This window comes from Lactiplantibacillus xiangfangensis, assembly GCF_001438845.1.
In the GTDB taxonomy this organism is placed as follows: Bacteria; Bacillota; Bacilli; order Lactobacillales; family Lactobacillaceae; genus Lactiplantibacillus; species Lactiplantibacillus xiangfangensis.
Genome location: NZ_JQCL01000001.1, coordinates 1 through 21,884, shown reverse-complemented (window position 1 = coordinate 21,884; position 21,884 = coordinate 1). Strand labels below are relative to the sequence as shown.

22 protein-coding genes and 1 tRNA gene are annotated in these 21,884 nt (G+C 46.9%); 14 read left to right on the top strand and 9 right to left on the bottom strand.

Annotation, left to right across the window (positions count from 1 at the left end):
- The first annotated feature begins 19 nt into the window (after positions 1-19).
- From IV64_RS00115 to IV64_RS00085, 7 genes are all read left to right on the top strand, one after another.
- A tRNA-Arg gene (locus tag IV64_RS00115) sits at positions 20-91 on the top strand.
- 148 nt (positions 92-239) lie between these two features.
- Positions 240-1,241 (top strand): hypothetical protein, encoded by a 1,002-nt coding sequence (locus IV64_RS00110; RefSeq protein ID WP_057705133.1) that lies wholly within the window; start codon positions 240-242, stop codon positions 1,239-1,241.
- Between the two features lie 86 nt (positions 1,242-1,327).
- The gene (locus IV64_RS00105) at positions 1,328-2,446 is read left to right on the top strand and encodes a YibE/F family protein (RefSeq protein ID WP_083491513.1); all 1,119 of its coding nucleotides are present in this window, start codon (positions 1,328-1,330) and stop codon (positions 2,444-2,446) included.
- Entirely contained in the window at positions 2,443-3,210 is a 768-nt protein-coding gene (locus tag IV64_RS00100) for a YibE/F family protein (protein ID WP_057705131.1), read from the top strand. Before IV64_RS00105 ends, IV64_RS00100 begins: the two co-directional genes overlap by 4 nt.
- Positions 3,211-3,265: 55 nt before the next feature.
- Complete coding sequence (locus tag IV64_RS00095) at positions 3,266-3,850, top strand: GNAT family N-acetyltransferase (protein WP_057705157.1); 585 nt, start codon at positions 3,266-3,268, stop codon at positions 3,848-3,850.
- 168 nt (positions 3,851-4,018) lie between these two features.
- The gene (locus tag IV64_RS00090; protein ID WP_057705130.1) at positions 4,019-4,687 is read left to right on the top strand and encodes a histidine phosphatase family protein; all 669 of its coding nucleotides are present in this window, start codon (positions 4,019-4,021) and stop codon (positions 4,685-4,687) included.
- A gap of 21 nt (positions 4,688-4,708) precedes the next feature.
- Complete coding sequence (locus IV64_RS00085) at positions 4,709-5,365, top strand: histidine phosphatase family protein (protein WP_057705129.1); 657 nt, start codon at positions 4,709-4,711, stop codon at positions 5,363-5,365.
- 521 nt (positions 5,366-5,886) lie between these two features.
- Here the strand turns inward: IV64_RS00085 and IV64_RS00080 are convergent.
- From IV64_RS00080 to asnB, 3 genes are all read right to left on the bottom strand, one after another.
- A complete protein-coding gene (locus IV64_RS00080; RefSeq protein WP_057705128.1) occupies positions 5,887-7,368 on the bottom strand; it encodes a UDP-N-acetylmuramoyl-L-alanyl-D-glutamate--2,6-diaminopimelate ligase in 1,482 nt (493 codons plus the stop codon).
- 191 nt (positions 7,369-7,559) lie between these two features.
- Positions 7,560-8,762: an aspartate kinase gene (gene dapG / locus IV64_RS00075; RefSeq protein ID WP_057705127.1), complete on the bottom strand. Its 1,203-nt coding sequence runs from the start codon at positions 8,760-8,762 to the stop codon at positions 7,560-7,562.
- Positions 8,763-8,768: 6 nt separating this feature from the next.
- Complete coding sequence (gene asnB, locus IV64_RS00070) at positions 8,769-10,667, bottom strand: asparagine synthase (glutamine-hydrolyzing) (protein ID WP_057705126.1); 1,899 nt, start codon at positions 10,665-10,667, stop codon at positions 8,769-8,771.
- 501 nt (positions 10,668-11,168) lie between these two features.
- Here asnB and apf point away from each other — a divergent pair.
- Positions 11,169-11,831, top strand: coding sequence for an aggregation-promoting factor (gene apf / locus IV64_RS00065; RefSeq protein WP_057705125.1), 663 nt, complete (start codon positions 11,169-11,171; stop codon positions 11,829-11,831).
- Between the two features lie 12 nt (positions 11,832-11,843).
- Here apf and IV64_RS00060 read toward each other — a convergent pair whose 3' ends face one another.
- Positions 11,844-12,353, bottom strand: coding sequence for a hypothetical protein (locus IV64_RS00060; protein ID WP_057705124.1), 510 nt, complete (start codon positions 12,351-12,353; stop codon positions 11,844-11,846).
- 201 nt (positions 12,354-12,554) lie between these two features.
- Here IV64_RS00060 and IV64_RS00055 point away from each other — a divergent pair, with 201 nt between their 5' ends.
- Both IV64_RS00055 and IV64_RS00050 read left to right on the top strand, forming a co-directional pair.
- Positions 12,555-13,415, top strand: coding sequence for an alpha/beta hydrolase (locus tag IV64_RS00055; protein ID WP_083491512.1), 861 nt, complete (start codon positions 12,555-12,557; stop codon positions 13,413-13,415).
- Positions 13,416-13,502: 87 nt separating this feature from the next.
- On the top strand, positions 13,503-14,810 hold the full coding sequence (locus IV64_RS00050) for an APC family permease (protein WP_057705123.1): 1,308 nt from the start codon (positions 13,503-13,505) through the stop codon (positions 14,808-14,810).
- Between the two features lie 81 nt (positions 14,811-14,891).
- On the opposite strand, the gene IV64_RS00045 is transcribed toward IV64_RS00050, so the two are convergent.
- Positions 14,892-15,218, bottom strand: a complete 327-nt coding sequence (locus IV64_RS00045) for an AzlD domain-containing protein (RefSeq protein WP_057705122.1) — start codon at positions 15,216-15,218, stop codon at positions 14,892-14,894.
- The gene (locus tag IV64_RS00040) at positions 15,215-15,916 is read right to left on the bottom strand and encodes an AzlC family ABC transporter permease (RefSeq protein WP_057705121.1); all 702 of its coding nucleotides are present in this window, start codon (positions 15,914-15,916) and stop codon (positions 15,215-15,217) included. The genes IV64_RS00045 and IV64_RS00040 overlap by 4 nt, the downstream gene beginning before the upstream one ends.
- A 184-nt stretch (positions 15,917-16,100) precedes the next feature.
- Here IV64_RS00040 and IV64_RS00035 point away from each other — a divergent pair, with 184 nt between their 5' ends.
- A complete protein-coding gene (locus IV64_RS00035) occupies positions 16,101-16,319 on the top strand; it encodes a helix-turn-helix domain-containing protein (RefSeq protein WP_057705120.1) in 219 nt (72 codons plus the stop codon).
- 557 nt (positions 16,320-16,876) lie between these two features.
- On the opposite strand, the gene IV64_RS00030 is transcribed toward IV64_RS00035, so the two are convergent.
- Together IV64_RS00030 and IV64_RS00025 are read right to left on the bottom strand one after the other, a co-directional pair.
- Positions 16,877-17,599, bottom strand: a complete 723-nt coding sequence (locus IV64_RS00030) for a DUF4811 domain-containing protein (RefSeq protein WP_057705119.1) — start codon at positions 17,597-17,599, stop codon at positions 16,877-16,879.
- Positions 17,599-19,071 carry an MDR family MFS transporter gene (locus IV64_RS00025; protein ID WP_057705118.1) on the bottom strand — a complete coding sequence of 491 codons (1,473 nt, stop codon included), beginning with the start codon at positions 19,069-19,071 and terminating at the stop codon, positions 17,599-17,601. The genes IV64_RS00030 and IV64_RS00025 overlap by 1 nt, the downstream gene beginning before the upstream one ends.
- Positions 19,072-19,200: 129 nt before the next feature.
- Here IV64_RS00025 and IV64_RS00020 point away from each other — a divergent pair, with 129 nt between their 5' ends.
- Positions 19,201-19,653: a MerR family transcriptional regulator gene (locus IV64_RS00020; protein WP_057705117.1), complete on the top strand. Its 453-nt coding sequence runs from the start codon at positions 19,201-19,203 to the stop codon at positions 19,651-19,653.
- A 427-nt stretch (positions 19,654-20,080) separates the two neighbouring features.
- Here IV64_RS00020 and IV64_RS00015 read toward each other — a convergent pair whose 3' ends face one another.
- Entirely contained in the window at positions 20,081-20,425 is a 345-nt protein-coding gene (locus tag IV64_RS00015; RefSeq protein ID WP_057705116.1) for a hypothetical protein, read from the bottom strand.
- Positions 20,426-20,662: 237 nt separating this feature from the next.
- Here IV64_RS00015 and IV64_RS00010 point away from each other — a divergent pair, with 237 nt between their 5' ends.
- Together IV64_RS00010 and IV64_RS00005 are read left to right on the top strand one after the other, a co-directional pair.
- Positions 20,663-21,310 (top strand): metal-dependent transcriptional regulator, encoded by a 648-nt coding sequence (locus IV64_RS00010; protein ID WP_057705115.1) that lies wholly within the window; start codon positions 20,663-20,665, stop codon positions 21,308-21,310.
- 254 nt (positions 21,311-21,564) lie between these two features.
- Entirely contained in the window at positions 21,565-21,765 is a 201-nt protein-coding gene (locus IV64_RS00005; protein ID WP_003641227.1) for a cold-shock protein, read from the top strand.
- Positions 21,766-21,884: the final 119 nt, after the last annotated feature.

The window sequence follows — 21,884 nt, the reverse complement described above, 5'->3', positions numbered from 1 at the left end:
TGGTAACATGAAATTACGGGCGTCCTTAGTGTAACGGATAGCACGCGAGATTTCGGTCCTTGCGATCTCGGTTCAATTCCGAGGGGACGCATTTTTAATGAGCAGTGACCGTTGCCAAAAGTAAAGGTTTGGTCAAATGAATGGGTGGTTCGCTACGGGTAACCGTAACGGACCGCCTTATTTTGGTATAATGGGCCTATTAATGACGATAAAATCAATTTTTAGTTGGAGGAATTTAAATGCAGGTTGTTGGATCATTTATTGCCACAATCGGGTGGTTAGGGTTGGCGCTAATTGCCAGTGAATTACTTTCCACCTTGATTTATGATCTCGGGCAGTGGGTTGGCTACCGTCTCATTGGGGCACGGGTCGTCGCCCTAGTTGGGTTTCGGTATCAACTCTGTAAAGTTGACGGCCACTGGAAATTTCAACGCCCGCTGACGGCTTACCCACACTTAGTTGCAATGCCACCGGTCGATCCTAAACGATTTAACCACGCGCTGTACTGCTTTGGGGGCGGGCTGTTTAATTTATTGGTAATTGTTTTGAGTCTAGTCACAATGATGCAGTTTACTTGGGACTTCAATCTGTGGTTATTTATTTTTATTATTTGGGTCTGGGCAAATACGTTAAAAGTTGGTCAGCTGTTGCCAATGAACTTTCATGGCCGTCCGACCGCCGCACAGGAGTTTCGAGCCGCCCGTGAATCGACGGCTGCAATGACGGCCGCATACGTCACGGCTACCGCAACCGCTCTAAAAATGCAAACTGGCAGTGTTGCTGATTTGGATGCCGCAATGATCGTGATGCCTCGTAACGGTGGCAACCAGAATTACTTGGTCGTTCGCCAAGCCTTTTTAATTCTGGAGTGGGGACTACAGCATGGACTGAGCACACCGGATCTGTTAGCGGGGTTGAGCCGGTTGGAACCAAGCTTTAACTTAGTGCCGCCAGCCGATTTGGCCCGCTACATGACTGCGACGCTCTATTGGAACTTGTTCAGTGAACATCCGGCGCCCCAAATTATCGGGTGGTATCAGGATCTTGGCGTTCAGCAATTGCTTAAACGGTATGAGCCACTGGCTAACTTTAAGTTACAAGCCGTGTACGAGTGGCAAATCAATCATCAGTCTAAGCGCGCGCTTGAACTGATTGATGCTGGCTTAAAGTTTGCGCAACGGAGCAATGCCAGTGAAGAGTTAGTTTGGTTAAAAGCCTTAAGAGTTCGAGTAGAAGCTTAGTTTCTGGTAAAGAATGGTTGACTAGAACACTGCTGATAGTAGTGAAGTGCTAAGCTTAAAGTTAGCATAGAACGAAAAAGGGTGAAATTTTGAAACAGCGGATAAAACAACGCGGGGGCCTGTGGCTGACCATCATTATCGTGGTGGTCGGCCTAATTGGCGTGGGTCTAACGCGCTTTAACGCCGGCTTCTACCGGCAGACGGTCGCCCAGGTTACGCACGTCACGGCTAGTAGCCGGACGAAAACGACCGATGAGTTTGAAAATAAGGATGTGGATGCTGTCCAGACCGTCACGGTGCGCATCTTGAACCACAAGCATCAGGGACAAACTTACCGGATCAAAAACAGTTATACGCAATCCGGTGCGATGGACCAAGCTTACCGGCGCGGGGATCAGGTCTTCGTTCGGATTCCGGCCAATCGGCACAGCGCGGTCACGATTCAGGGCTTAAAACGGGATACGGCGTTAGCGTTTGTCGTCTGGATAGCGTTTGCCTTATTACTATTAATTATGCGATTTAGTGGTTTTATGGCCTTTTTGAGCGTGGCCTTAAACGCGGCGCTATTCTACGCCGCCATCCAAATTGATTTGGCGACGAACGGTGGGCACGTCTATACGCTATTCGGGATTCTCGCCGTTATTTTTGCGGCGTTGACCTTGTGGCTCGTCCTGGGATGGGGCCGGCAAATGTGGGTCACCTTTGGCGCAACCTTAGCTGGAACCGGCCTGGCTGTCGTGATTAGTCTGACCGTGTTTGCGGTGACGCATGAACGCGGCGTGACTTATGAATCGATGCAGTACGTCACCCAAGTTCCGCGTCCCCTATTTTTAGTTGAAACGATTTTAGGGTCGCTGGGTGCCGTGATGGACGAGTCGACGGATATCGTGGCCTCGCTCTTTCAGTTGAAGACGGAACGACCAGACATTGAACCTAACCAGATCTTTAAATCTGGGTTGCAAATTGGCCATTCAATCATGGGACCGCTCATCAACGTTTTGTTCCTAATTTTTATGGCGGATACGTTTGCGATGACGTTGCTCTATTTGCGAAACGGCAATAATTGGGGCTACACTTTCACGATGAACATGTCCCTTGGAATGGTCCAGAGTTTGATTTCTGGGATTGGGATTGTTTTGGCGATTCCGGTGGCAAGCTGGCTGGCTAGTCGGCTGATGCCAGGGGAGGAAGTGAAGCCATCATGAGTACGATTACGGTTTTAGGCTTGGTATTATTTATTTTGATGACGATCATCGGTGGCAAAACCGGCGCGACCGCCTTTCTCAGTTTGATTTTTAACTTTGGCCTGCTATTTCTAGCGGTCGTCCTGATCTCGTGGGGCTTTCCAGCGATGGGCGTCTCACTAGTCATCGGCACGATTATCTTGGCCTTCACGATCTTCTTTGGCGAAGACAATGAACTGGCAGCCAAAACGGCTTATATCGCCGCACTCATCGTAATGGTCGTGTTAATTCTCATTATTTTTCCGGTCGAGCACTGGATCATGGCGCAGGGCTTTAGCTTAGAAGACAGTGAAGATTTGGAAGGCATGTCGCTAACGATCGGTGTTTCGTTTGTCGGGGTCGCGGTGACAGAAGCCATTCTGAGCACACTCGGTGCGATTGCGGAAGCCAGCATTGCCATTGCGGCTGGATTGAGTGAAATTATCGAACAACATCCGCAGGTGACAACTAAGCGCCTCTATATTGATGGGATTAGTGTTGGTAAGCAAATTATTGGGACGACGTTTAACACGTTGTTCTTCGGCTTCTTCGGGGGCTTTTTGGCGCTTTTTATTTGGTTTTCAGGGTTACATTACTCCTTTGGTAGTGTGATCAATAATAAGATTTTTGTCGCGGAAGTCATCATGGTTTTGTTTTCTCTGATGGGGGTTATTTTGACCGTACCAGTGACGACCTGGGTGATGACGGTCGAGCATCGCCGCAATCAGGGCAAGCTAAAAGATTGACGATGCATCGAAAGGTTTGTTAGGGTAGAAAAAACGACGGAGGTTAATAATGAGTATGCAGATTCGCAAAGCACAACCACAAGATGGCGCACAGATTGCACCGTTGATTGCAATGATTTATCGGGACATGGAGATGCCGGTGTTAAAGGATGTTAGTGAGGCTGACTTGCTAGACATGTTAACCAAGCTCTATTCGTTGCCGGAAAATCTCGATGGGTTAGCGCAAACGTTCGTGGCGACCCTTAAAGATAAGGTCGTTGGGGTCGTGTTTGGTCACCCAGCTCATAATGAGGTTGCGGTCAACAACTTGTTAAAGCATGTCTCTGGCGAACAATCCGGTTTTACGGCGCCACTGGAATTAGGTGGTGAAGCACGTCCTGGAGAATGGTACCTAAGCATGTTGGCCGTGGACCCCAAAGTGCAGGGTCACGGTGTCGGCAGTCAGTTATTAACGGCGTTACCGAAGCTGGTTAGTGGTTTGGGTGCTGCCAAACTCAGTTTGAACGTTGACGACGGCAATCCTCGTGCAGCCAAGTTATACCACCGTCAAGGGTTCACCGTTGACGGTCAGCTAATGATTGGCGTGCATCCGTATGAACACATGGTCAAACCGATTACTGAAGGGGCTACCGAAGCCTAAATTTTTAAGTTGAAACTATTATCAGAGCAGTCTTACGATCAATACGTGGGACTGCCCTTATTTGTTATTCAGTAATTTTTACGGGCCACGCGTAAGCGGATACTTTATCAATTTAAGGAACACGGGTAGAATAGAGAAGAATAATGATCGTTGGAAGGATGAAGTCCCATGCAAATTTATTTTGTTCGGCACGGCCGGACGCAGTTCAACCTGGAACACCGTTTTCAGGGTGGTCGTTCCGATTCACCGTTACTACCGGACGGAATCGTTGATGCACAAGCTGCTGGCAAGTATCTAGCTGATACGCGTTTCGCCAAAGTTTATAGCAGTCCGCAAAAGCGGGCAATGGATACGGCGAAATACGTGGTGGCTGCAAATCAGTGGCAACCGGAGATTACCGTCGAACCTGGTTTTAAAGAGTTCGACTTTGGCGCCTGGGACGGACAGGCCGAAAATGAGGTACAACCACGGGCTTACGCGCAAGTTCTGTTAAAACAACCGGGGAAATACGACCCTAGCCAAGCTGGTGGTGGCGAAAGTTACGCGGCGTTTGTAGCCCGGACAACGGCGGCGGTTCGTAAAATCGTGGCCGCGGCTGGAACTGATAACCCGCTCCCCTTACTAGTCGTTGCACATGGGTTAGTCACGACGATGACGGTCAAGACTTTGCTCGGCGTGCCGGTCGCACAGCTACGTGATCCGTTTTATATGAATGGCCAGTTAATGAAGACGATTGGCAACGGCATTGTGGATAATGGCAGTGTAACGGTCATTGAAACGACAGATAACGAACATTTTAGTTTGAAAAAATGGAACGAAACTAGTTTTCTGAAGTAACCTCTGAACGGAGGAAATGAAATGGAACTTTATTTTATTCGCCATGGTCAGACGAAGTATAACGTCGAGCACCGCTTTCAGGGCGGTGGCTGTGATTCGCCATTGCTTGCAAGTGGCATTGATGGTGCCAAGCGGGCCGGAGCGTATTTAAAGGACGTTCGCTTTGCCAGAGTGTACAGTAGTCCCCAGCTACGGGCATTAAACACGGCCAAGTACGTGGTAGCGCCTAATCGCTGGCAGGATGAAATTACACTGGATTCACGGCTGAAAGAAATGGATTTTGGCAAGTGGGAAGGTCAAATTGAGGCGACGGTTGAGCCACATGAGCAGTATGACGTATGTGTTAATCAACCAGAAAAGTATCAACCTGAGTTATCTACTGGTGGTGAGAGCTACCCAGAATTTTTAAACCGGGTGACGGCAGCGATTCACGATGCCGTCGCAACGGTCGGCTTGGACAGTCCCTTACCGATTTTGATCGTTTCACACGGCTTAACCACTACTTTTGGCATTAAAGCATTGTTGAACGTTGCGGTCAAAGACCTGCGTCAGCCGTTCGTCGTAAACGGTCAGACAGTCGGAACGGGAATCGTTGACAACGATAGTTTAACGGTCTTAGAAACGTACGATAACCAAAACTTCACGATTAAGCGCTGGAACGAAACCAGTTACTTGTAGTCGGGTAGATGACTAAAAACCAGTCCGGTTGGCGCTGATAACATACGGTCGTGGGACCGGGGCTAGCCTGGAGAGCGGTCTAGCCCCTCGCCCGGAATAGCTGCAAAAAACGCAACTATCCCGGACTGTCCGTGGTTTAAGCTCGGCAGAAAAAAGCGCCGCGCTAACACCACCGTCACGACCGATGTCATCAGCGTCACCCTCCGAGTACCCGACTGAACTAACAACAATATAGTTAGTTTTAGCGGAGTCGGACAGGGCTGGTGTGCTGTGTCGGCAAGATTGGCGGGGGAATTTTGCGCCAATCTTGCGGGGCGAGTCAAAGACGTGAATTGTCGGCTTTGACTCGAGGTTCCAGACCGTCCTGTGGCTGGAACTGTCCCCCATAGCACCCAACCCTGTCCGGCGGAGCGGATAGTTTAAGCATAATTAGTACTGTGAATATAATTAAAAATAGTCCCAGTTCAAAGTCAGACTTGGCTTCGAACTGGGACTATTTTATATGATTGGAATTATTATTACTAGTTGATGGTTGGCTTCAATGCCAACGCCTTTGCAGCTTCTTCGTAGTCGTCGAAGTGGTGCTTAGTGCGACCGATGATCTGGTAATCTTCGTGACCCTTACCAGCAATTAAGACAACGTCGCCTGGTTGGGCCGCTTCGATGGCCTTTGCAATCGCCACGTGACGGTCTTCATAGACGGGAACACCAGCATCCGGAACGCCGGCGACCATGTCGTGAAGAATGGCCGTTGGGTCTTCTGTCCGGGGGTTATCCGAAGTGAAGATTGGTTTAGTGCTACGTTGAACGGCAATTTTAGCCATCTTCGGTCGTTTGCCCTTGTCACGGTCACCACCACAACCCACAACGCAGTAAATATCTTTTTTAGCGAAGTCTTGAATGGTTTCAAGTGCGTTTAACAGGCCATCTGGTGTGTGTGAGTAATCCACAATGACACTGACGCCGGTATGTGAAGGCACGGCTTGAAAACGGCCCTTGACCCCGGTGACTTTTTCAAGGGAAGCGATGATTTGTTCTTCGGGAATCCCACTCGCGTATGCGGCTGAAAAGGCGGCCAACATGTTGTAGACGTTGAATTGCCCGATGAGCTTCATGGTGACGTGGGTGACGTGACCGAAGACGGAAAGGTCAAATTCAGTACCGTGACTCTGAATTTGAACGTTTTGCGCGTTAATCATGGCGTCTGGTTTGAGCCCAAACGTTAAGACGTGCGCGGCGGTGTACTGTTCAAATTCGCGGCCCACTGGATCGTCAGTGTTGAGGACGGCAACTTTGTTGGTCCCATTAGCGCCGTACTTGTTACCTAATTGGGCAAATAACATGGCCTTAGCTTCGGCGTAGTTAGCCATGGTTTTATGGAAGTCCAAGTGATCTTGGGTGAGGTTGGTGAAGACGGCAATGTCGTAGTCGATGCCCCAAACCCGTCCAAGCACGAGGGCGATTGAGGATACTTCCATGGCAACGGTCTCCACGTTAGCGTCACGCATTGCGGCAAGTGTCCGTTGGGTAGTAATAGCATCCGGGGTCGTATTTGCCGTTGGTAACTTTTCATCCTTGATCTTGCGGTACATCGTTCCAATTAAACCGGTAGCCTGTTGTTGGTCCCGGTAGATTTGTTCAATCAGGTGGGTGACGGTGGTCTTTCCGTTAGTCCCGGTGACCCCAATCATCCGCATCTTTTGGCTCGGTGCGTCGTAGAAGACGTCCGCTAAGATAGCCATGGCCCGTTCCGTATTTTGCACATAGATAACGGGGACGTTCACATCGATGGGCTTTTGTGCGACGAGAATCTTCGCGCCTTTTTCCACGGCTTGACCAGCTAAATCGTGGCCGTCAACGTGGTATCCGTCAACACAGATGAACATGGTGCCGGGTTTAACTTCCCGGGTATCCTGTGTCAGCATGGTGACGTCAAAGTCATCTTGCAAGGCGGGTTTAACTTGCTTAAATTTTAAACTATTAATTAATACGCTTGCTTTCATTTTAGTTACGTCCTTTTCAATAGAATCCGTAAATAACTGTTTCTAGAATACATGCAAATAAGCGAATTGTCGAGGTAGGGCGTAAAGGGCCAGATTTAAAGCAGTGGTTTGTTAAGTCAGTTGGATAAAAATGAAGCGTAGCCGCACATTACTGATTCAGTAAGATGCGGCTACGCTTCATTAGTATGAATTTATTCAATGCCTAAAAATTCGTCATGTAACGCGTTCATGGCTGGTTTTAAATCGGCTTCTTTGACTAACACCCAAATTGTGGTGTAACTGTCAGTCGATTGTAAAATGTCAATGTTTTGCGTACTCAAGGCCGTTACGATCCGGGCCGTAACACCGGGCGTCCCAGTGATTCCGGCACCAACGACTGAAACCTTGGCACAGTGACCAATGGCCTGACAGGTAACGTGGGCGTTGGTGAGTAAGTCTTTGGCAACGGTTGCGTCGCCGTCCACTAAGTTGAAGACAACTTGGTGTTGCGTAATGTTGATAAAATCAACGCTTAACCCGTGTTGCGCCATCAACTGGAAGATTTCGCTCGAACTTAATGTATCGGTTGGCACGGTAAACTGGGTTAAATCAGTTTGGTGCGCGATCCCGGTAACGGTCCGGTAGTGTTCGATCTTCGTTGTTGTGCGGTCACTGACCAACGTTCCAAGGGCGTCCGGTTCTTGATAAGTAGACCGAATCCGCATTGGAACGTGGGCTTGTTCAGCAATTTCAACCGCGCGGGGATGAATAACTTTTGCACCTTCGTGGGCCATGTTGGCGAGTTCTTCATAACTGATACTCTTAATGAAGCGCGCGTGGGTGACCAAGCGGGGGTCAGCCGTCATCATGCCGTTAACGTCGGTAAAGATGTCGACCCGTTTAGCGTGTAAAGCCGCACCAAGAATGGCAGCGGAAGTATCGGAACCGCCGCGACCAATCGTTGTGATGCGACCATTTTCGGTTGCGCCTTGAAAACCAGTTACGACAACCACGTCGGCATCGACGAAGGCGTCTTTAATCGGTTTAGGGTCAACGCGCAAAATCTTTGCGTTTTGATAATCATCATTAGTGACAATTCCCGCGTCGTGTCCGGTCATGGCCGTCACGTTGAGGCCTTGTTCACGGGCGAGTTCGGTAAAGACTGCCGTTGAAATGGTTTCACCAACGGAAACGAGCATGTCTAATTCTCGATTAGTGAGCCGAGACTGGTCCGCGCCGACTAAACCAAGTAATGAGTCGGTCGCGTAGGGCGCTCCTTTACGGCCAATGGCGGAAACAACGACGATTACTTTATCACCTTGGTCGACCGCGTACTGGACGTGTTTCAAGGCTTGTTTACGTGCGGCCATGTCCTTAACGGAAGTGCCGCCGAATTTTTGTACAATAATTTCCATCGGGTGTTACTCCTCGACTTTTGATGCTAAGGCGTTGGCTTCAGGACTATCCATTAAGTGGTCACTTTCAACGTAAATCTTGTGCCACATCATGAACGTCAAAACGGTCCAGAGCTTCCGGGAGTTATCGCGAAGACCAGCTTTGTGATCGTCTAATAACTTCAAGAAGTAAGATTTATCAAAGTACTGGTCCGTTTGTGAGTCGTTAATAATTTGCTTAGCCCAATCGTACATTTCATCTTTAAGCCAGAAACGAATTGGCACTGGGAAGCCTAACTTCTTACGGTGCAAGACGTGGGCGGGAACAATGTCCTCAACGGCTTTTCGTAAAATGTACTTAGTTGTGCCGTGGCTGATCCGTAAATCAGCTGGAATTTCAGCGGCCAGGTTGTAGACTTCACGGTCCACAAATGGTGTCCGTAATTCCAAGCTGTGCGCCATCGTTGTCCGGTCAGCGTTGTGCAACAAGTCACCGTTAAGCCAAGTATGCATATCGATAAATTGCATCCGGCTAATTGGATCGTAATCCACTGATTCGTCGTAGAATGGGTGCGTAATTGACTGGAAAGGATGGTTGCGATTGTAGTCTTTCATGAACAATTGTTTTTCCTGTTCACCAAAGATAAAGGCGTTACCAACGTAGCGGTTTTCCAATGGCGTGGTCCCGCGCATTAAGAATGAGCGACCGCGCATTCCTTCTGGCATCATCGTGGCAATCCGTTTCAGCGCACCGTTGATTGGTTTCGTGTAACGGAATGGTTTCAATGATTCGGGTTCGTGGTAAATCGTATAACCACCGAATAATTCATCGGCGCCTTCACCGGTCAAAGCAACCTTAACGTGCTTAACAGCTTCTTTAGCTAAGAAGTACTGCGGCACAGCGGCCGGGTCAGCTAACGGATCATCCATACTCCAAACGAAGTGCGGGAAGGCCTTCATGAAGGCTTCTGGCGTAATCGTCATACTGAAGTTTTCCACGCCGAGCTTTTCAGCGGTTTCTTGGGCGACGTCTAATTCGCTGTAGCCTTCGCGTTCAAAGCCGACGGAGATGGTTTGAAGATTCGGGTTAAAGTTTTTAGCAATGGCCACGATGATCGAGGAATCGATCCCACCAGATAGGAAGGAACCAACTGGGACGTCGGAACGCATGTGAATCTTAACGGAATCAATCAAAGCGTCCTTGATCTTTTGGGCGTATTCGTCCTCGGAACGTTTAACGGGATGAAATTCACGGTGATAGTAGCGTTCAATCCGTGGTGCTGACCCTAACTTCTTAGTTAGTGAGCAGCCCGGTTCGAGCATTTTAATTTGTTTAGTCAGTGTTTCTGGTTCTGGCACGAACTGGAAGGTCATGTAATCTTGCAAGGCGTTCTTATCAAACGTTTTATCCTTTAAGATCTTGTAGATACTCTTGCTTTCAGAAGCGTAGTAGAAGTCGTCACCAGAGACGGCGTAGTAAAACGGCTTGATTCCGAATTGGTCCCGAGCCGCAAACAGGGTCTTTTCCTGTTTATCCCAAATAACAAAGGCAAACATCCCACGGAGATACTTCGTGGCGTTTTCCTTGTATTTGGCATACATGCCAAGAATAACCTCAGAGTCGGAGTTGGTCTTGAATTCATAACCTTCTTGTTTTAATTGCGCGCGCAATTCAACGTAGTTATAAATTTCCCCATTAAATGTCATCCAGTAACGTTCATTATCGTAAGACAATGGTTGATGTCCACCGGCCAAGTCAATGATACTTAAACGCCGAAACCCCATGGTAATGTTGTCGTCGGCAAAGTAACCATCGTCATCGGGTCCCCGATGGACAATCATTTTCGTCATTTCGTGGATGGTCTGATCGTAAGCGGCGTTATCCGTCTTCGTCCGATCAGTTAAGCAACCAGCAAAACCGCACATGTATGTTCATCTCTCAATCTTTAAAGTTTGAATGGTTAAAATACTTATCTTATAGAATACTTAGTGGTCCGCTGTCAATTTACCTAATTACAATCTTTAAGTAAAGTGGTTTAGAGAATTGTAATGGTTTCTTACCGAATTAAATTGTGTTAATTCAATTAAACATTGAGGCTAACGAAAACTAAATATGCTTCCATCATTATACTTGCTTTAGGGCATAAGATAAAGCTACGGGCGCCAATTTAGAGCGGTTTCATGGGAAAGAATGCAGATTGAATAGGTTAACTTAAACTAACATACCCAACCAATTCCGGGCTTAATGTTACAAAATATTACGAAATCCCCGATATATTACAGAAATTGGCCCAAATAGTAATCCGGTTGCTATTGGCCTGTTACATTCGGTCGGTATACTAACTCGTGTTGTTAAGTACTGCAACCCACGGGGTGCAGTGCTACAGATTACTAAATACAAAATCACAGGAGTGAAGAATTTATATTATGAAGATCAAGAGTTTATTATTATCAACTGCCGCCGCAGCTAGTTTGCTAGTTTTAGGGGCAACCGCTGCAAATGCCGACACCATCACGGTTAAAGCTGGCGACACGGTAAGTGCCCTTGCTGAAACTCATAACACGACGATTTCTGCCATCGAAAAAGCTAACGCGTTAAAGAACGTTAACTTGATTTACGTTGGTCAACAATTAGAAATCAATGGTGTAACGCCAACTTCAACTGCCAACGTACAAGCGCAATCCGCAGCACCACAATCAGCTGCTGCTTCACAAGCACCCGTTCAAAGCCAAGCACCACAATCAGCTGCCGCATCACAGGCACCTGTTCAAAGCCAAGCACCACAATCTGCAGCTGCGCCCGTACAATCAGCTGCAACGGTACAACAAGCACCGGCTGCACCCGCTGCGCCAGTAGCAAACAATAATGGCGACAGTGCCGCTAAAGCATGGATTGCCAACAAGGAATCCGGCGGTTCATATACTGCTCGTAATGGGCAATACATCGGAAAGTACCAATTAAGTTCATCATACTTGAACGGTGACTACTCTGCTGCTAACCAAGAACGTGTTGCTGAAAACTATGTGGCCAGTCGTTACGGCTCATGGTCCGCAGCACAAAGCTTCTGGCAATCAAACGGCTGGTATTAAGATTCTAGCCAACTAATTTAAATTAAACAGACGAACCACCAGTTCAATTTTGGACTGGTGGTTTTTTGAACCGTTTTTAGTATGTTTTTTTATTAAATGAAACAAGAGGGCGCCGACTAAAACTGGAATGGCAACTAACAATAGACCCCCTTGGATGAAAAATGAGAGTTCCAAAGTCATCAGGCCGTCCTTGGTTTCTTTTTCCATCAACAGACGTTCACGACTAGCGACTGGGTTGATACTGTTGCGGTAACCGCGGCCGCTGTCACGATCGTCTTGGATTCCTTGACGCAACGCTTTAGTGCCTACTGAAGTTAATACTAGTCGTGGTTTCTTGAAGTGCGGGAAAAGATAAATTAACACCGGGTAAAATAGGCTGTAAGAAGCGGTCAGTAAAATGTTGAAGAGCGTCCACTTGAATGTGAAGGGCCCCGTTGGCGGGGCGGTGACTAAATACATCGCGACAATGTAAAATATCAAAACGCGAAAGTAACTACTTAGAAACGATTTTAGGATTTTCATAGACCGCGCTTCCTTTTTGGATAGCATCTTAGGGCGAGCAACCAGTCGCTGCAACTATGGCTATTTAATTGAAAGGCTTATTAACTTGTTGCTCCATCGTACACCGCTACTAACGATTTCAACTTTTTTGAAATTTAGGATTGTGTTCGACTTACTTGAAGGCTGTATAGTTAAGGACAGTTAATCAGAGGAGGAACGTTAATGCGTTTGAAGATGAAAGTAGGTTGGCTCGGACTACTCTTATTAGTAGCGGTAGGTCTGAGCGGTTGTGGTCGTCAACCAGTGGCTAGTAACGTGGTCCATACGAATAGCCCGACGCTATTTTTCCACGGTGGGGGCAGTAGCTACCATGCCGAAGAACACATGGTGGATGCGGCAAAAAAGGCCGGTGCGACTAATACGGTCATCCGCGCGATGGTTGCGAAGAACGGTCAGGTGAAATTAGTGGGCCGAATCAAAAAAGGCGCTGTTAACCCGATCGTGGAAGTGAATTACGCCAATAATCGGGAATTGAACTTTAATCAACACGACCGGTGGGCTAAAAATGTTGTTGTGGCACTGCAAAAACAGTATCACTTCACATCCTTCAACATGGTCGGGCACTCACTGGGTAACATTTCGTTGATTTACTATTCACTACAAAATAGTCAGAATCGCCGGTTACCTAAGTTGCGAAAGCAGGTCAACATTGCGGGCCACTTTGCGGGACTGGACTTCAAAGGGGTGCCGAAAAGCGTCCAACAACCAGCGGGACTAAAACTGGCTGCAAACGGGCGTCCTAATAAAATGAACGCCACGTACCGGCAGATGACTAAGCTGCGCCAAGTATTACCGGCGCATCAGGTCGCTGTGCTGAACTTGTATGGTGACATTGGTGGACATACGGACGGGACGGTGCCGAACGTGTCGTCATTAGCGTTGAAATATTTGGTGGCGCCGCGGGCCAAGTCTTATCGGGAGAAACGGTTTACCGGTAAGTTGGCGCGCCATAGCAAGCTGCACGAAAATCCGCAGGTTGATCGGACCCTGATTAAGTTTTTGTGGGGTAAAGGACAAAAGTAACCCTTCCAGTAGGGCGAAGTGCGTTCGTTAAATTTGCCAGCTAACGAAGATTCGTTAATAATAGAATCGTGGTAAAAAAAGAGAGAGATGATAACGGTGAAAGCCAAGTTTGGCATGTTAAGTGTTATTTTGTTAGGAATTAATTCAATTATTGGGTCAGGAATTTTTCTCCTGCCCGGACAAGCGGAAGGCCTGATTGGTCCCGCAAGTATTTTAGTTTTTATTTTTGATATGTTGCTCATTATTTCGATCGCGTTATGTTACGCGGAAGACGCGACGTATTTTAAGGCTAACGGGGGACCGTACCTTTACGCTAAATCAGCGTTTGGCGACTTTGTTGGTTACGAGGTCGGATTCAGCGTTTGGGCCATCAGTATTATTGCGTGGGCCACGATGTCGACGGCCTTTGCGACGGCGTTAGGTGCAATCTTTCCGGTCATCCAACAGCCGGTGTGGAAAGCGGTCACGATTTTTGTCTTGTTAGGCACACTGACTTTGATCAATATTTCAGGGGTGTCGTTAACTAAGTTAGTCAATAACGTGGTGACGATTGCCAAACTCGTTCCACTAGTCTTATTTGTCATCGTGGGATTATTCTTTGTTAACGGCGCACACTTTACGCCGTTTGTGGTCACGACGACGAACTTCAATAGCGCATTTGGTTCCGCAGCAATTTTAATTTTTTACGCGTTCACTGGTTTTGAGGCGATTGCGATTGCCGCACAGGAATTTCATAATCCACAGCGAACGATTCCACTCGCCATTGTGGTCGTTCTCAGCGTGGTCGCGCTACTTTATATTCTGATTCAAGTCGTGTCGATTGGGGTCTTAGGGTCCCACTTAGCAGGCAATCCTGCGCCGATTCAAGCTGGGCTTGAAAAAATGATTGGCCCCGTCGGAAAGACCATCGTAGCGGTCGGTACGTTAGTTTCCATCTTGGGGATTGCGACTGCACAGTCATTCTACCTGCCCCGAATCGGGTCGTCGATGGCGGATAACGGGGTTATGCCTAAGGTTGTTGGGTATCGAAACCGCCGTGGTGTTCCAGCCGTCGCAATGTTAGTTTCATTTGTAATCGCCGTGCCACTGGCCATTTCAGGGACGTTTCAAACGTTGGCGGCCATTTCAGTGGTTTCACGATTTGCCCAGTACATTCCGACGATTTTAGCCGTACTAGTCTTCCGGCGCCGCAAGATGACGCCAGGTGGCAGCCGTTTCCGGGTGCCATTTGGACCGGTACTGCCAATTGTCGCGGTCGTGGTGAGCTTATGGCTCTTGTCAAAAGCTTCCGCGTTCCAGTTGATCATGGGACTGGGATGTCTAGTTATCGCCGTGCCGTTTTACTTTTTAAACCGGCACTTCAACCATTCAAAACGGGTCGATCAACAAGATTAATTAGCTTGATATACAAAAATAATCATAAAAGCCGGTATTTCAGCAAATGAAATACCGGCTTTTATGATTATATATTGTTTGTTAAGCCCAACCAATTAAACGCATCAGCGCCATGGCAACGACGCCAGTAATGACGACGGCGAGTAAACTCTTAGTGAGAACGCCGGCTAGGATGGCTGGGATTGACGCGTAAATGTTGGGTAAGTTGAATCCCGGCCAGTGTCCGGCATGGTACGTTAATAGGCTTTCAACGAAGATGGCCGTCATGATGGCGACCGGAACGAAGGAGAGAAAGCTGATCAACCAGTGCGGGATCGCCATGTTTTTAATGACGGCAAACGGAACGACGCGGGATAGCCACGTCACCAGTCCGCAGAGTAGGATCGTAACTAGAATGTAGGAACTCACTTCGGACTCACCACCATTCCAAAACTACAGCCGAGTAAGGTGGCCAGTAATAATGCAATATTTCCCGGGAAAAAGCGCATCAAAAAGTACATGGCAATTGCGACGAATAAAACGACCAATAGTTGGGTCGTCAGGGGCTTGCTACGGTCCGTAATGATTTGGAGGTAGAGTAACCCGATAAACATGCCAACGACCGCAAAATCGAGTCCGAACTGGTTGGGGTCGGTAATTAGGTTTCCTAACAAACAACCGACGACCGTCGCAGCCGCCCACACGAGGTAGGCAACAACGTTAGCGGCGTGCAACCAGGTTGGTTTGAGCCGTTGGTGGGTTAAATTGAGCTTGTTCATGCTGAGCGCGAAGGTCTCGTCAGTCAGCAAGAAACCCAGCCCGATGTTTTGCATCAATGAATCCTTTTTGAAATATTGCGCGATCGACATACTCATGAGAATCATGCGTGAATTAATTAGAAAGGTTGAGAGAACGATGGCTGAAACTGGGCTACCCGCAAGTAGCATACTAATGATAATAAATTGTGCGGAACCGGCGTATACGATCAGAGACATTATTAGGACGGCCAGTACGGAAAGGTGGCTTGTATTGGCCACGATGCCCATTGCCAGGCCAACCCCAATGTATCCGAACACGGTGGGAATGACGTCTTTTATCCCGCTTTTAAACGTGAGACTTGAATCCATAACGTACCTCCAAACGACCAATAAAAAAGTTAATAGATTATAGTTTACACTTATTGGTGAAAATAATGAAGATTGTTATCATTGAAATTTAATTTAGCCGTCATGAAATTGTTGCTTGCATTTCAAAACCAGCGGGCGTAACATAAGCACATTGATTTTTTGAAAGGACAAATGGTACGGGAAAATGACTCTGGAACAATTAGCAGCCCAAAGCGGGGTCGCTGCTGATAAAATCGTTACTTATACGCAAGCGGGATTACTGCCATGCAAGGATACTCACGCAGTTTTTAGTGAGGACGATCAATATTGGCTAGATATGGTCAATTGCTTCTTAGAAAATGGCTCCTCCGTCGAGGACTTAAAGGATTTAATGCCACTGTGCGAACAGTGTGCAGCCAACTAATTTTAACGTTATCAAAAAACGGTTTTTCTGGAAGGTTTACTTCCGGAAAAACCGTTTTTGATTGGTTAACTAGAAGCTGAGGATATTAAAATAGGCACAATCGTTGTCATATCGAAGGTTAGTGACAAAAACAGGATTCTGCATTGCCCCGCCGGACAGAATCAGTGGGCTGTGGGGGTCGGCTACAGCCAAGGTGCGGGCTTCCGCCTCGCTTGAAAGCCCTAAAGCCCAAGTCTTTCAAGGCGCCCCGTCACGTTGCTTGGTACACAACGCCAGGCAACGTGGCCGACACTGCCCACTGGTTCTGCCGGCTGCGCTAGGATTGGTTAAAAATAAGCTAAATCAATTTTCATTGAGCAATCACCTTAGCTGGAGGTCGCCGTGACAGGTGAAATCATGGACGGCCGGAAGCAACAAAGTTACTGAATTTGTTGGTATCAGGTTTTTAATGATTTGAAACCTTTAGTTGATTAATTCACTTTGTTGTTTGATTGTTAGTTGGTACTAAAAGAACCGCCCATTCAATAACGATGGGCGGTTCTTTTAATAAGGTGTGATTATTGGTTCTGTTTGACCGTGGCAAGCATACTTTGAATGGCGTTAGCCTGGTATTGCGCGGCAGCTGCCTTGCTGATCTTAGCAATTTGCGCTTGGCTCATTGTCGGGTTTTTGACCATTGCGGCCTTGACCTGATTTTGAACGTAAACCTTAGCGCGCGCTTTAAGCGTTGTTTGTTGTTGTTTCATCAGCTTACTGAAGGCTTTAGCTTGAGTCGTGCTAAGAACGACCCAGTTTTTATTGACGTAAAAGTAATTGGTTCGTTTAACGAGTTGGCTATCGTTGTCGGCAAGCCCGAACCAGAACTTCGAAGCATTACTTTGATAAGTCCAACGCGTCGTTTTGGTGACCAGTTTTGGTGTGCCAGTCGTGGTCTTAACGTGGTTGGCAACCTTGGTATCAGCCTTAGTGTGCTGAACCTTCTTTTGGCTCGCCGTGTTCTTGTAAATGTAAACACGGTGTTTGTCGGCCGTTCCAACGGATTGATAGAGTAATAAGTCCATTTGTTTGCTACTACCTGCGGAGGCTAACGTGGTCGTCTTGGTTGTCGTCGTCTGAACCATACCGTAGTGCTGGCCGTCATTTTTGGAAATGAAGACTAACGACGTCAGAAGCAACAGACCAAAGATGACGGTTAAAGTTAGCCGTAACGAATTGCGATGAACGTAAATAAATGACAGGAATAGCGCAATCGTACTAAAAACTAAGAGAACTAAAATCATTAATCGTGCACCTCCTCAGTTATTGGTTTAACGGAATGTTGCTTGTCCTTCATGAAGAAGGCGACAACGAGTCCGATGACACAGAAGGCCACCGCAACCCAGAAAGCAGCGTGGTAACCACCTAACGTTGCGTTAAAGTAGCTATCCTTGTAACCAAGCGGGTTGCTCTTGAGTAGACTGTGCGCTGGTTTGGCACTGGTGGTGACGTTGGATAAGACGGAGGTCAAGATAGCCGTCCCAATGGAGCTGGCGATTTGACGCGTCGTGTTGTTAACGGCGGTTCCGTGACCCATTAAGTCAACGGGAAGGGCGTTCATCCCGGCGGTCGTTGCAGGCATCATCACCATTGCAATCCCAAACATCCGTAAGGCGTACAGGAAGACAATGTAGATCGTCGCAGTATCACGCGTAATAAAGACGAATGGTAGCGTTCCGACCGTTAACAGGAACATCCCTAAGATGGCTAAGCGCCGGGCCCCAAAACGGTCAAAGGCGCGACCAGTAATCGGACTCATAATCCCCATCATTAAGGCACCGGCTAATAGTGAGAGGCCGGATTCAAAGGCAGAAAAGCCGTGAATAATTTGTAAGTAAAGTGGAATGACCATTTCGGCACCAACCATTGCCATGTTAGCAACGGAACTCAAAATAGCCGCAATCGTAAATTCAGAGTGTTTAAAGACCCGTAACTCAAGAAATGGGTTTTTCATTGTTAATTGACGCCAGATGAACAGAGCAATGAAAATGACCCCGATGATAAGGGTGGAAAGCACGATAGTGGAAGTCCAGCCATTATCCCCAACGGATGAGAACCCGTATAATAGGCTCCCAAATCCAATGGTGGAGAGCACGAGTGACCAGAAATCTAATTTGGGTTTAGCAGTCTCCAAAACGTCAGCCATAAAGAAGAATCCTAAGATAAGGACTAAGCCAACGATGGGAACGATTAGGCCAAATAAGTCACGCCAAGATAAGTTATCGATGACCCATCCGGACAAAGTTGGGCCAATCGCTGGTGCAAGCCCGATAACGATTCCGGCCGTCCCCATGGCAGCGCCACGTTTATCGGCGGGGAAAATCGTTAACATAATGGTTTGTAGCAGTGGCATGGTGACCCCGACCCCAACGGCTTGGATTAACCGGCCAGCTAATAAGAAAGCAAAGCTAGGGGCGGTCCAAGCAATCACAGTCCCGATTTCGAAGATCGTCATGGCTGATAAGTAAAGCCATTTCGTGGAAAAACGGGAACTAAGCCAGGCACTAACGGGAATCATGATCCCGTTGACCAGCATGAAGCCGGTCGTTAACCATTGGACGGTCGATGTTGTAATGTCGAATGCCTTCATTAAAGTTGGAAAGGCCGTCGTTAAAATCGTTTGATTAAGAACGGTACAAAAAGTACCAATCAGTAAAATTGCAATCAGCAAACCGCGCTTGTAGGGTTTGCCGTGCGTATCAACAGTTGTTGACAAATAGATCCCTTCTCTCTAAAAATGTACGTTGTCTAATATAATCGGATTTTGCACCTTTGTCAACAAGCTTGACATTAATGCTAAAAAATATATACTGAATATTGAAATTATTAGAAAAGGGGTAAAGATGTGAACAATCAAGACGCAGCTTTTTTTAAGAAGTTTAAAGCCCAAATTTATAAACATCAGTTTACGGTTGGCATTAGTGATCTTGCCAAGATGACGGGCGTTTCGCAGACCCAACTTCGTTACTGGGAACAAAAAGCTTACATTCATAGTATTGAAGTAAGCGAAAAAAATGTCGTTCACCGGTATTCGTACGGGACGCTGATGCGAGTTCATTTCATTAAAATGATGCTGGATGAAGGCTTTACGCTGGCTGCCGCTGCACAGCGGGCTGATGAACACGGGGCGCAGATGGAAATGATGCGGATTTTTGTGATGAGTGCGTTTCAGGGGATGGAAGAGCGCGACGGTCATCATATGATCAAATTGGGGTATTTTGATGAAGACCACCAGCAGGAATTGTATTGTTTCATTAAGGATGAAAAGCCCCATTATCGGGTATATCCAGTGAAATAAGTTGGGCGTGCCCGACTTCTAACTTGTGAAAACGGTTAATTAATGGTAGATTTAAGTCGGTAAGTGTCGGTCAGTCACTTGGGCATTCAAGTTTCCCGCTCGTCAATCGATCTTATGGCTGGATTGACCGTTGTCATGTTGGTCGTGTTTTGAAGTTTAACTTTGTAAGAGGATTTACAACAGAGCGCGAAGCAGCGCTGAAGAAACCCGGTTTAACCGGGTAGAAATCGTGCATAAAAACAACGTGTAATTGAAACTAGTAGTAGTATTCAATCGCCCGGTGATGATACTTACCAGTGGGGCCCAAGTGATGCGGGAAAGCTTGGGTCCTTTGTTATAGGGCGTATAGCGGCTGTGTTGGTGGATGAGACCACAAAAAAAGCTTCGGCGTTGGCCGAGGCTCAATTGATCAATATAATGTGGTTAATTATGAATTAGCGAGCTGTAAGAAGTGAGTGGCATACCATTCATTCCAGGCAGTGGCCGGATTACCGTTTTCGAAGTACTTTTGATCAAGCTGATCAATCATGCTGCGGTAATCGGTAAACGAAAAGCTGACGCTATCGGCTAGTCGCTGCTTCTTGGTCATGTAACGGCCATAGGTCAGATGTTCGTTGATGTCGGTCATGTATTTGACCACGTCATAGTTGGACATCAGTTCGAGGTTGTTAACATCGAAAAGTCCCATGTAGAATTTAGCGAAATCTTCTACGGCCTTACGCTGTAAACTCTCATTAAGTTGGGTAATTGATAATTGAGCATCATTGTTCACGATGCGGTTCCTCCTTAGTATTGAAGCACGGTCCCAAATAAATTGCGGTAAGTGTAACCAAATTGATTGGTTTGCGCTACAATTTAATTATGACACGATTAGTCGTGATTTACAAAATTTTGCCGGACCTTATTTGAGCTACTAGTGGTAGGTTCGTATTGGTTGTAGTAACATAGTGGAATTAGCGTTGAAGATAAGAGTCGAGACGTAAATATTTAGTTGAGGTGAAGTATATTCATGACCCCCATGAAGGAAGATTACTTAAAAATTATTTTCGAACTTGGTGGTACGAAGAAAAAGGTGTCCAACAAGCAGATTGCACTGAGCTTAGACATCGCAGCCGGTTCCGTGACGGAAATGGTTGGCAAATTAGTGCAGGAAGGCTTGGCTAAGCATACGCCTTACGCTGGTATCTCGCTGACTAAAAAGGGCATCCGGTACGCGGAGACCCTTGTCCGCAAGCACCGAATCTGGGAAGACTTCTTAGTTGATAAGTTGAACTATGGTCTACCCGATGTCCATTCGGAAGCGGAAGTCTTGGAACACGTCACGAGTGAACGTTTGGTGGATTCCTTAGAAGCCTTTTTGGGTAACCCCAAGCATTGTCCGCACGGTGGGGCCATTCCAGATAAAGATGGCCATTACCAAGAAGACAGTCATACGAGCTTGGCTGACACGGAAGACGGCGCAGAAGTGTCGATTGAACGCTTTATTGATAACCATGACTTATTGATGTATTTGCACGACATTGCGTTGCAAATTGGTCAGCAAGTCACGGTTGTAAAGCACGATCCCTTTGAAGGCCCCGTCACGATTGAAGTTAAAGCGACTGGTCAGCAGATTCCAGTTAGTTATAAAGCAGCCCATAACGTGTTCGTAAAATAAAATGAAATATTCGCATCGTCCTGAACAAAATTTTCATGACGGCGCTAGTTATTCTGTTTTATTTATCACGACATAAAGTATTTTAGGAAATACTGGGGATTGGGTACCTTTTTTAAGGACATTATGCTACAATTACTCATGTAGCTTGGTTAGGTAATTTTGGTCAGATCGTTTCAATAAACTATCCCCATTTGCACCGAATCATGATTTACATTATTTTATACGTGCAAAAAGCACTAGGAGGATTTTTTATTATGGAACATGGAACAGTTAAATGGTTTAACGCCGATAAAGGTTTTGGTTTTATCACTCGCGAAAACGGTAGCGATGTATTCGTACATTTCTCAGCTATCCAAGAAGACGGCTTCAAGTCACTTGACGAAGGCCAAGCTGTAAACTTCGACGTTGAAGAAAGCGATCGTGGCCCACAAGCTGTTAACGTTACTAAAGCGTAATTTAAAAGCTTAAATGGCTAAATCGAACCGGCAATGGAAAGTAATTTCCGTTGCCGGTTTTTTTGGCTCTTTGTCAACGGCTGTTGATGAGGAACTTTATGAGGAAACCAGTTCATTTT

Bases quoted from the DNA above. Each gene is read 5' to 3' on its own strand.
- IV64_RS00110 (WP_057705133.1), top strand. From the start codon at position 240: ATGCAGGTTGTTGGATCATTTATTGCCACAATCGGGTGGTTAGGGTTG.
- IV64_RS00100 (WP_057705131.1), top strand. From the start codon at position 2,443: ATGAGTACGATTACGGTTTTAGGCTTGGTATTATTTATTTTGATGACG.
- IV64_RS00095 (WP_057705157.1), top strand. From the start codon at position 3,266: ATGCAGATTCGCAAAGCACAACCACAAGATGGCGCACAGATTGCACCG.
- IV64_RS00090 (WP_057705130.1), top strand. From the start codon at position 4,019: ATGCAAATTTATTTTGTTCGGCACGGCCGGACGCAGTTCAACCTGGAA.
- IV64_RS00085 (WP_057705129.1), top strand. From the start codon at position 4,709: ATGGAACTTTATTTTATTCGCCATGGTCAGACGAAGTATAACGTCGAG.
- IV64_RS00080 (WP_057705128.1), bottom strand. From the start codon at position 7,368: ATGAAAGCAAGCGTATTAATTAATAGTTTAAAATTTAAGCAAGTTAAA.
- dapG (WP_057705127.1), bottom strand. From the start codon at position 8,762: ATGGAAATTATTGTACAAAAATTCGGCGGCACTTCCGTTAAGGACATG.
- asnB (WP_057705126.1), bottom strand. From the start codon at position 10,667: ATGTGCGGTTTTGCTGGTTGCTTAACTGATCGGACGAAGACGGATAAC.
- apf (WP_057705125.1), top strand. From the start codon at position 11,169: ATGAAGATCAAGAGTTTATTATTATCAACTGCCGCCGCAGCTAGTTTG.
- IV64_RS00060 (WP_057705124.1), bottom strand. From the start codon at position 12,353: ATGAAAATCCTAAAATCGTTTCTAAGTAGTTACTTTCGCGTTTTGATA.
- IV64_RS00055 (WP_083491512.1), top strand. From the start codon at position 12,555: ATGCGTTTGAAGATGAAAGTAGGTTGGCTCGGACTACTCTTATTAGTA.
- IV64_RS00050 (WP_057705123.1), top strand. From the start codon at position 13,503: ATGATAACGGTGAAAGCCAAGTTTGGCATGTTAAGTGTTATTTTGTTA.
- IV64_RS00040 (WP_057705121.1), bottom strand. From the start codon at position 15,916: ATGGATTCAAGTCTCACGTTTAAAAGCGGGATAAAAGACGTCATTCCC.
- IV64_RS00035 (WP_057705120.1), top strand. From the start codon at position 16,101: ATGACTCTGGAACAATTAGCAGCCCAAAGCGGGGTCGCTGCTGATAAA.
- IV64_RS00030 (WP_057705119.1), bottom strand. From the start codon at position 17,599: ATGATTTTAGTTCTCTTAGTTTTTAGTACGATTGCGCTATTCCTGTCA.
- IV64_RS00010 (WP_057705115.1), top strand. From the start codon at position 20,663: ATGACCCCCATGAAGGAAGATTACTTAAAAATTATTTTCGAACTTGGT.
- IV64_RS00005 (WP_003641227.1), top strand. From the start codon at position 21,565: ATGGAACATGGAACAGTTAAATGGTTTAACGCCGATAAAGGTTTTGGT.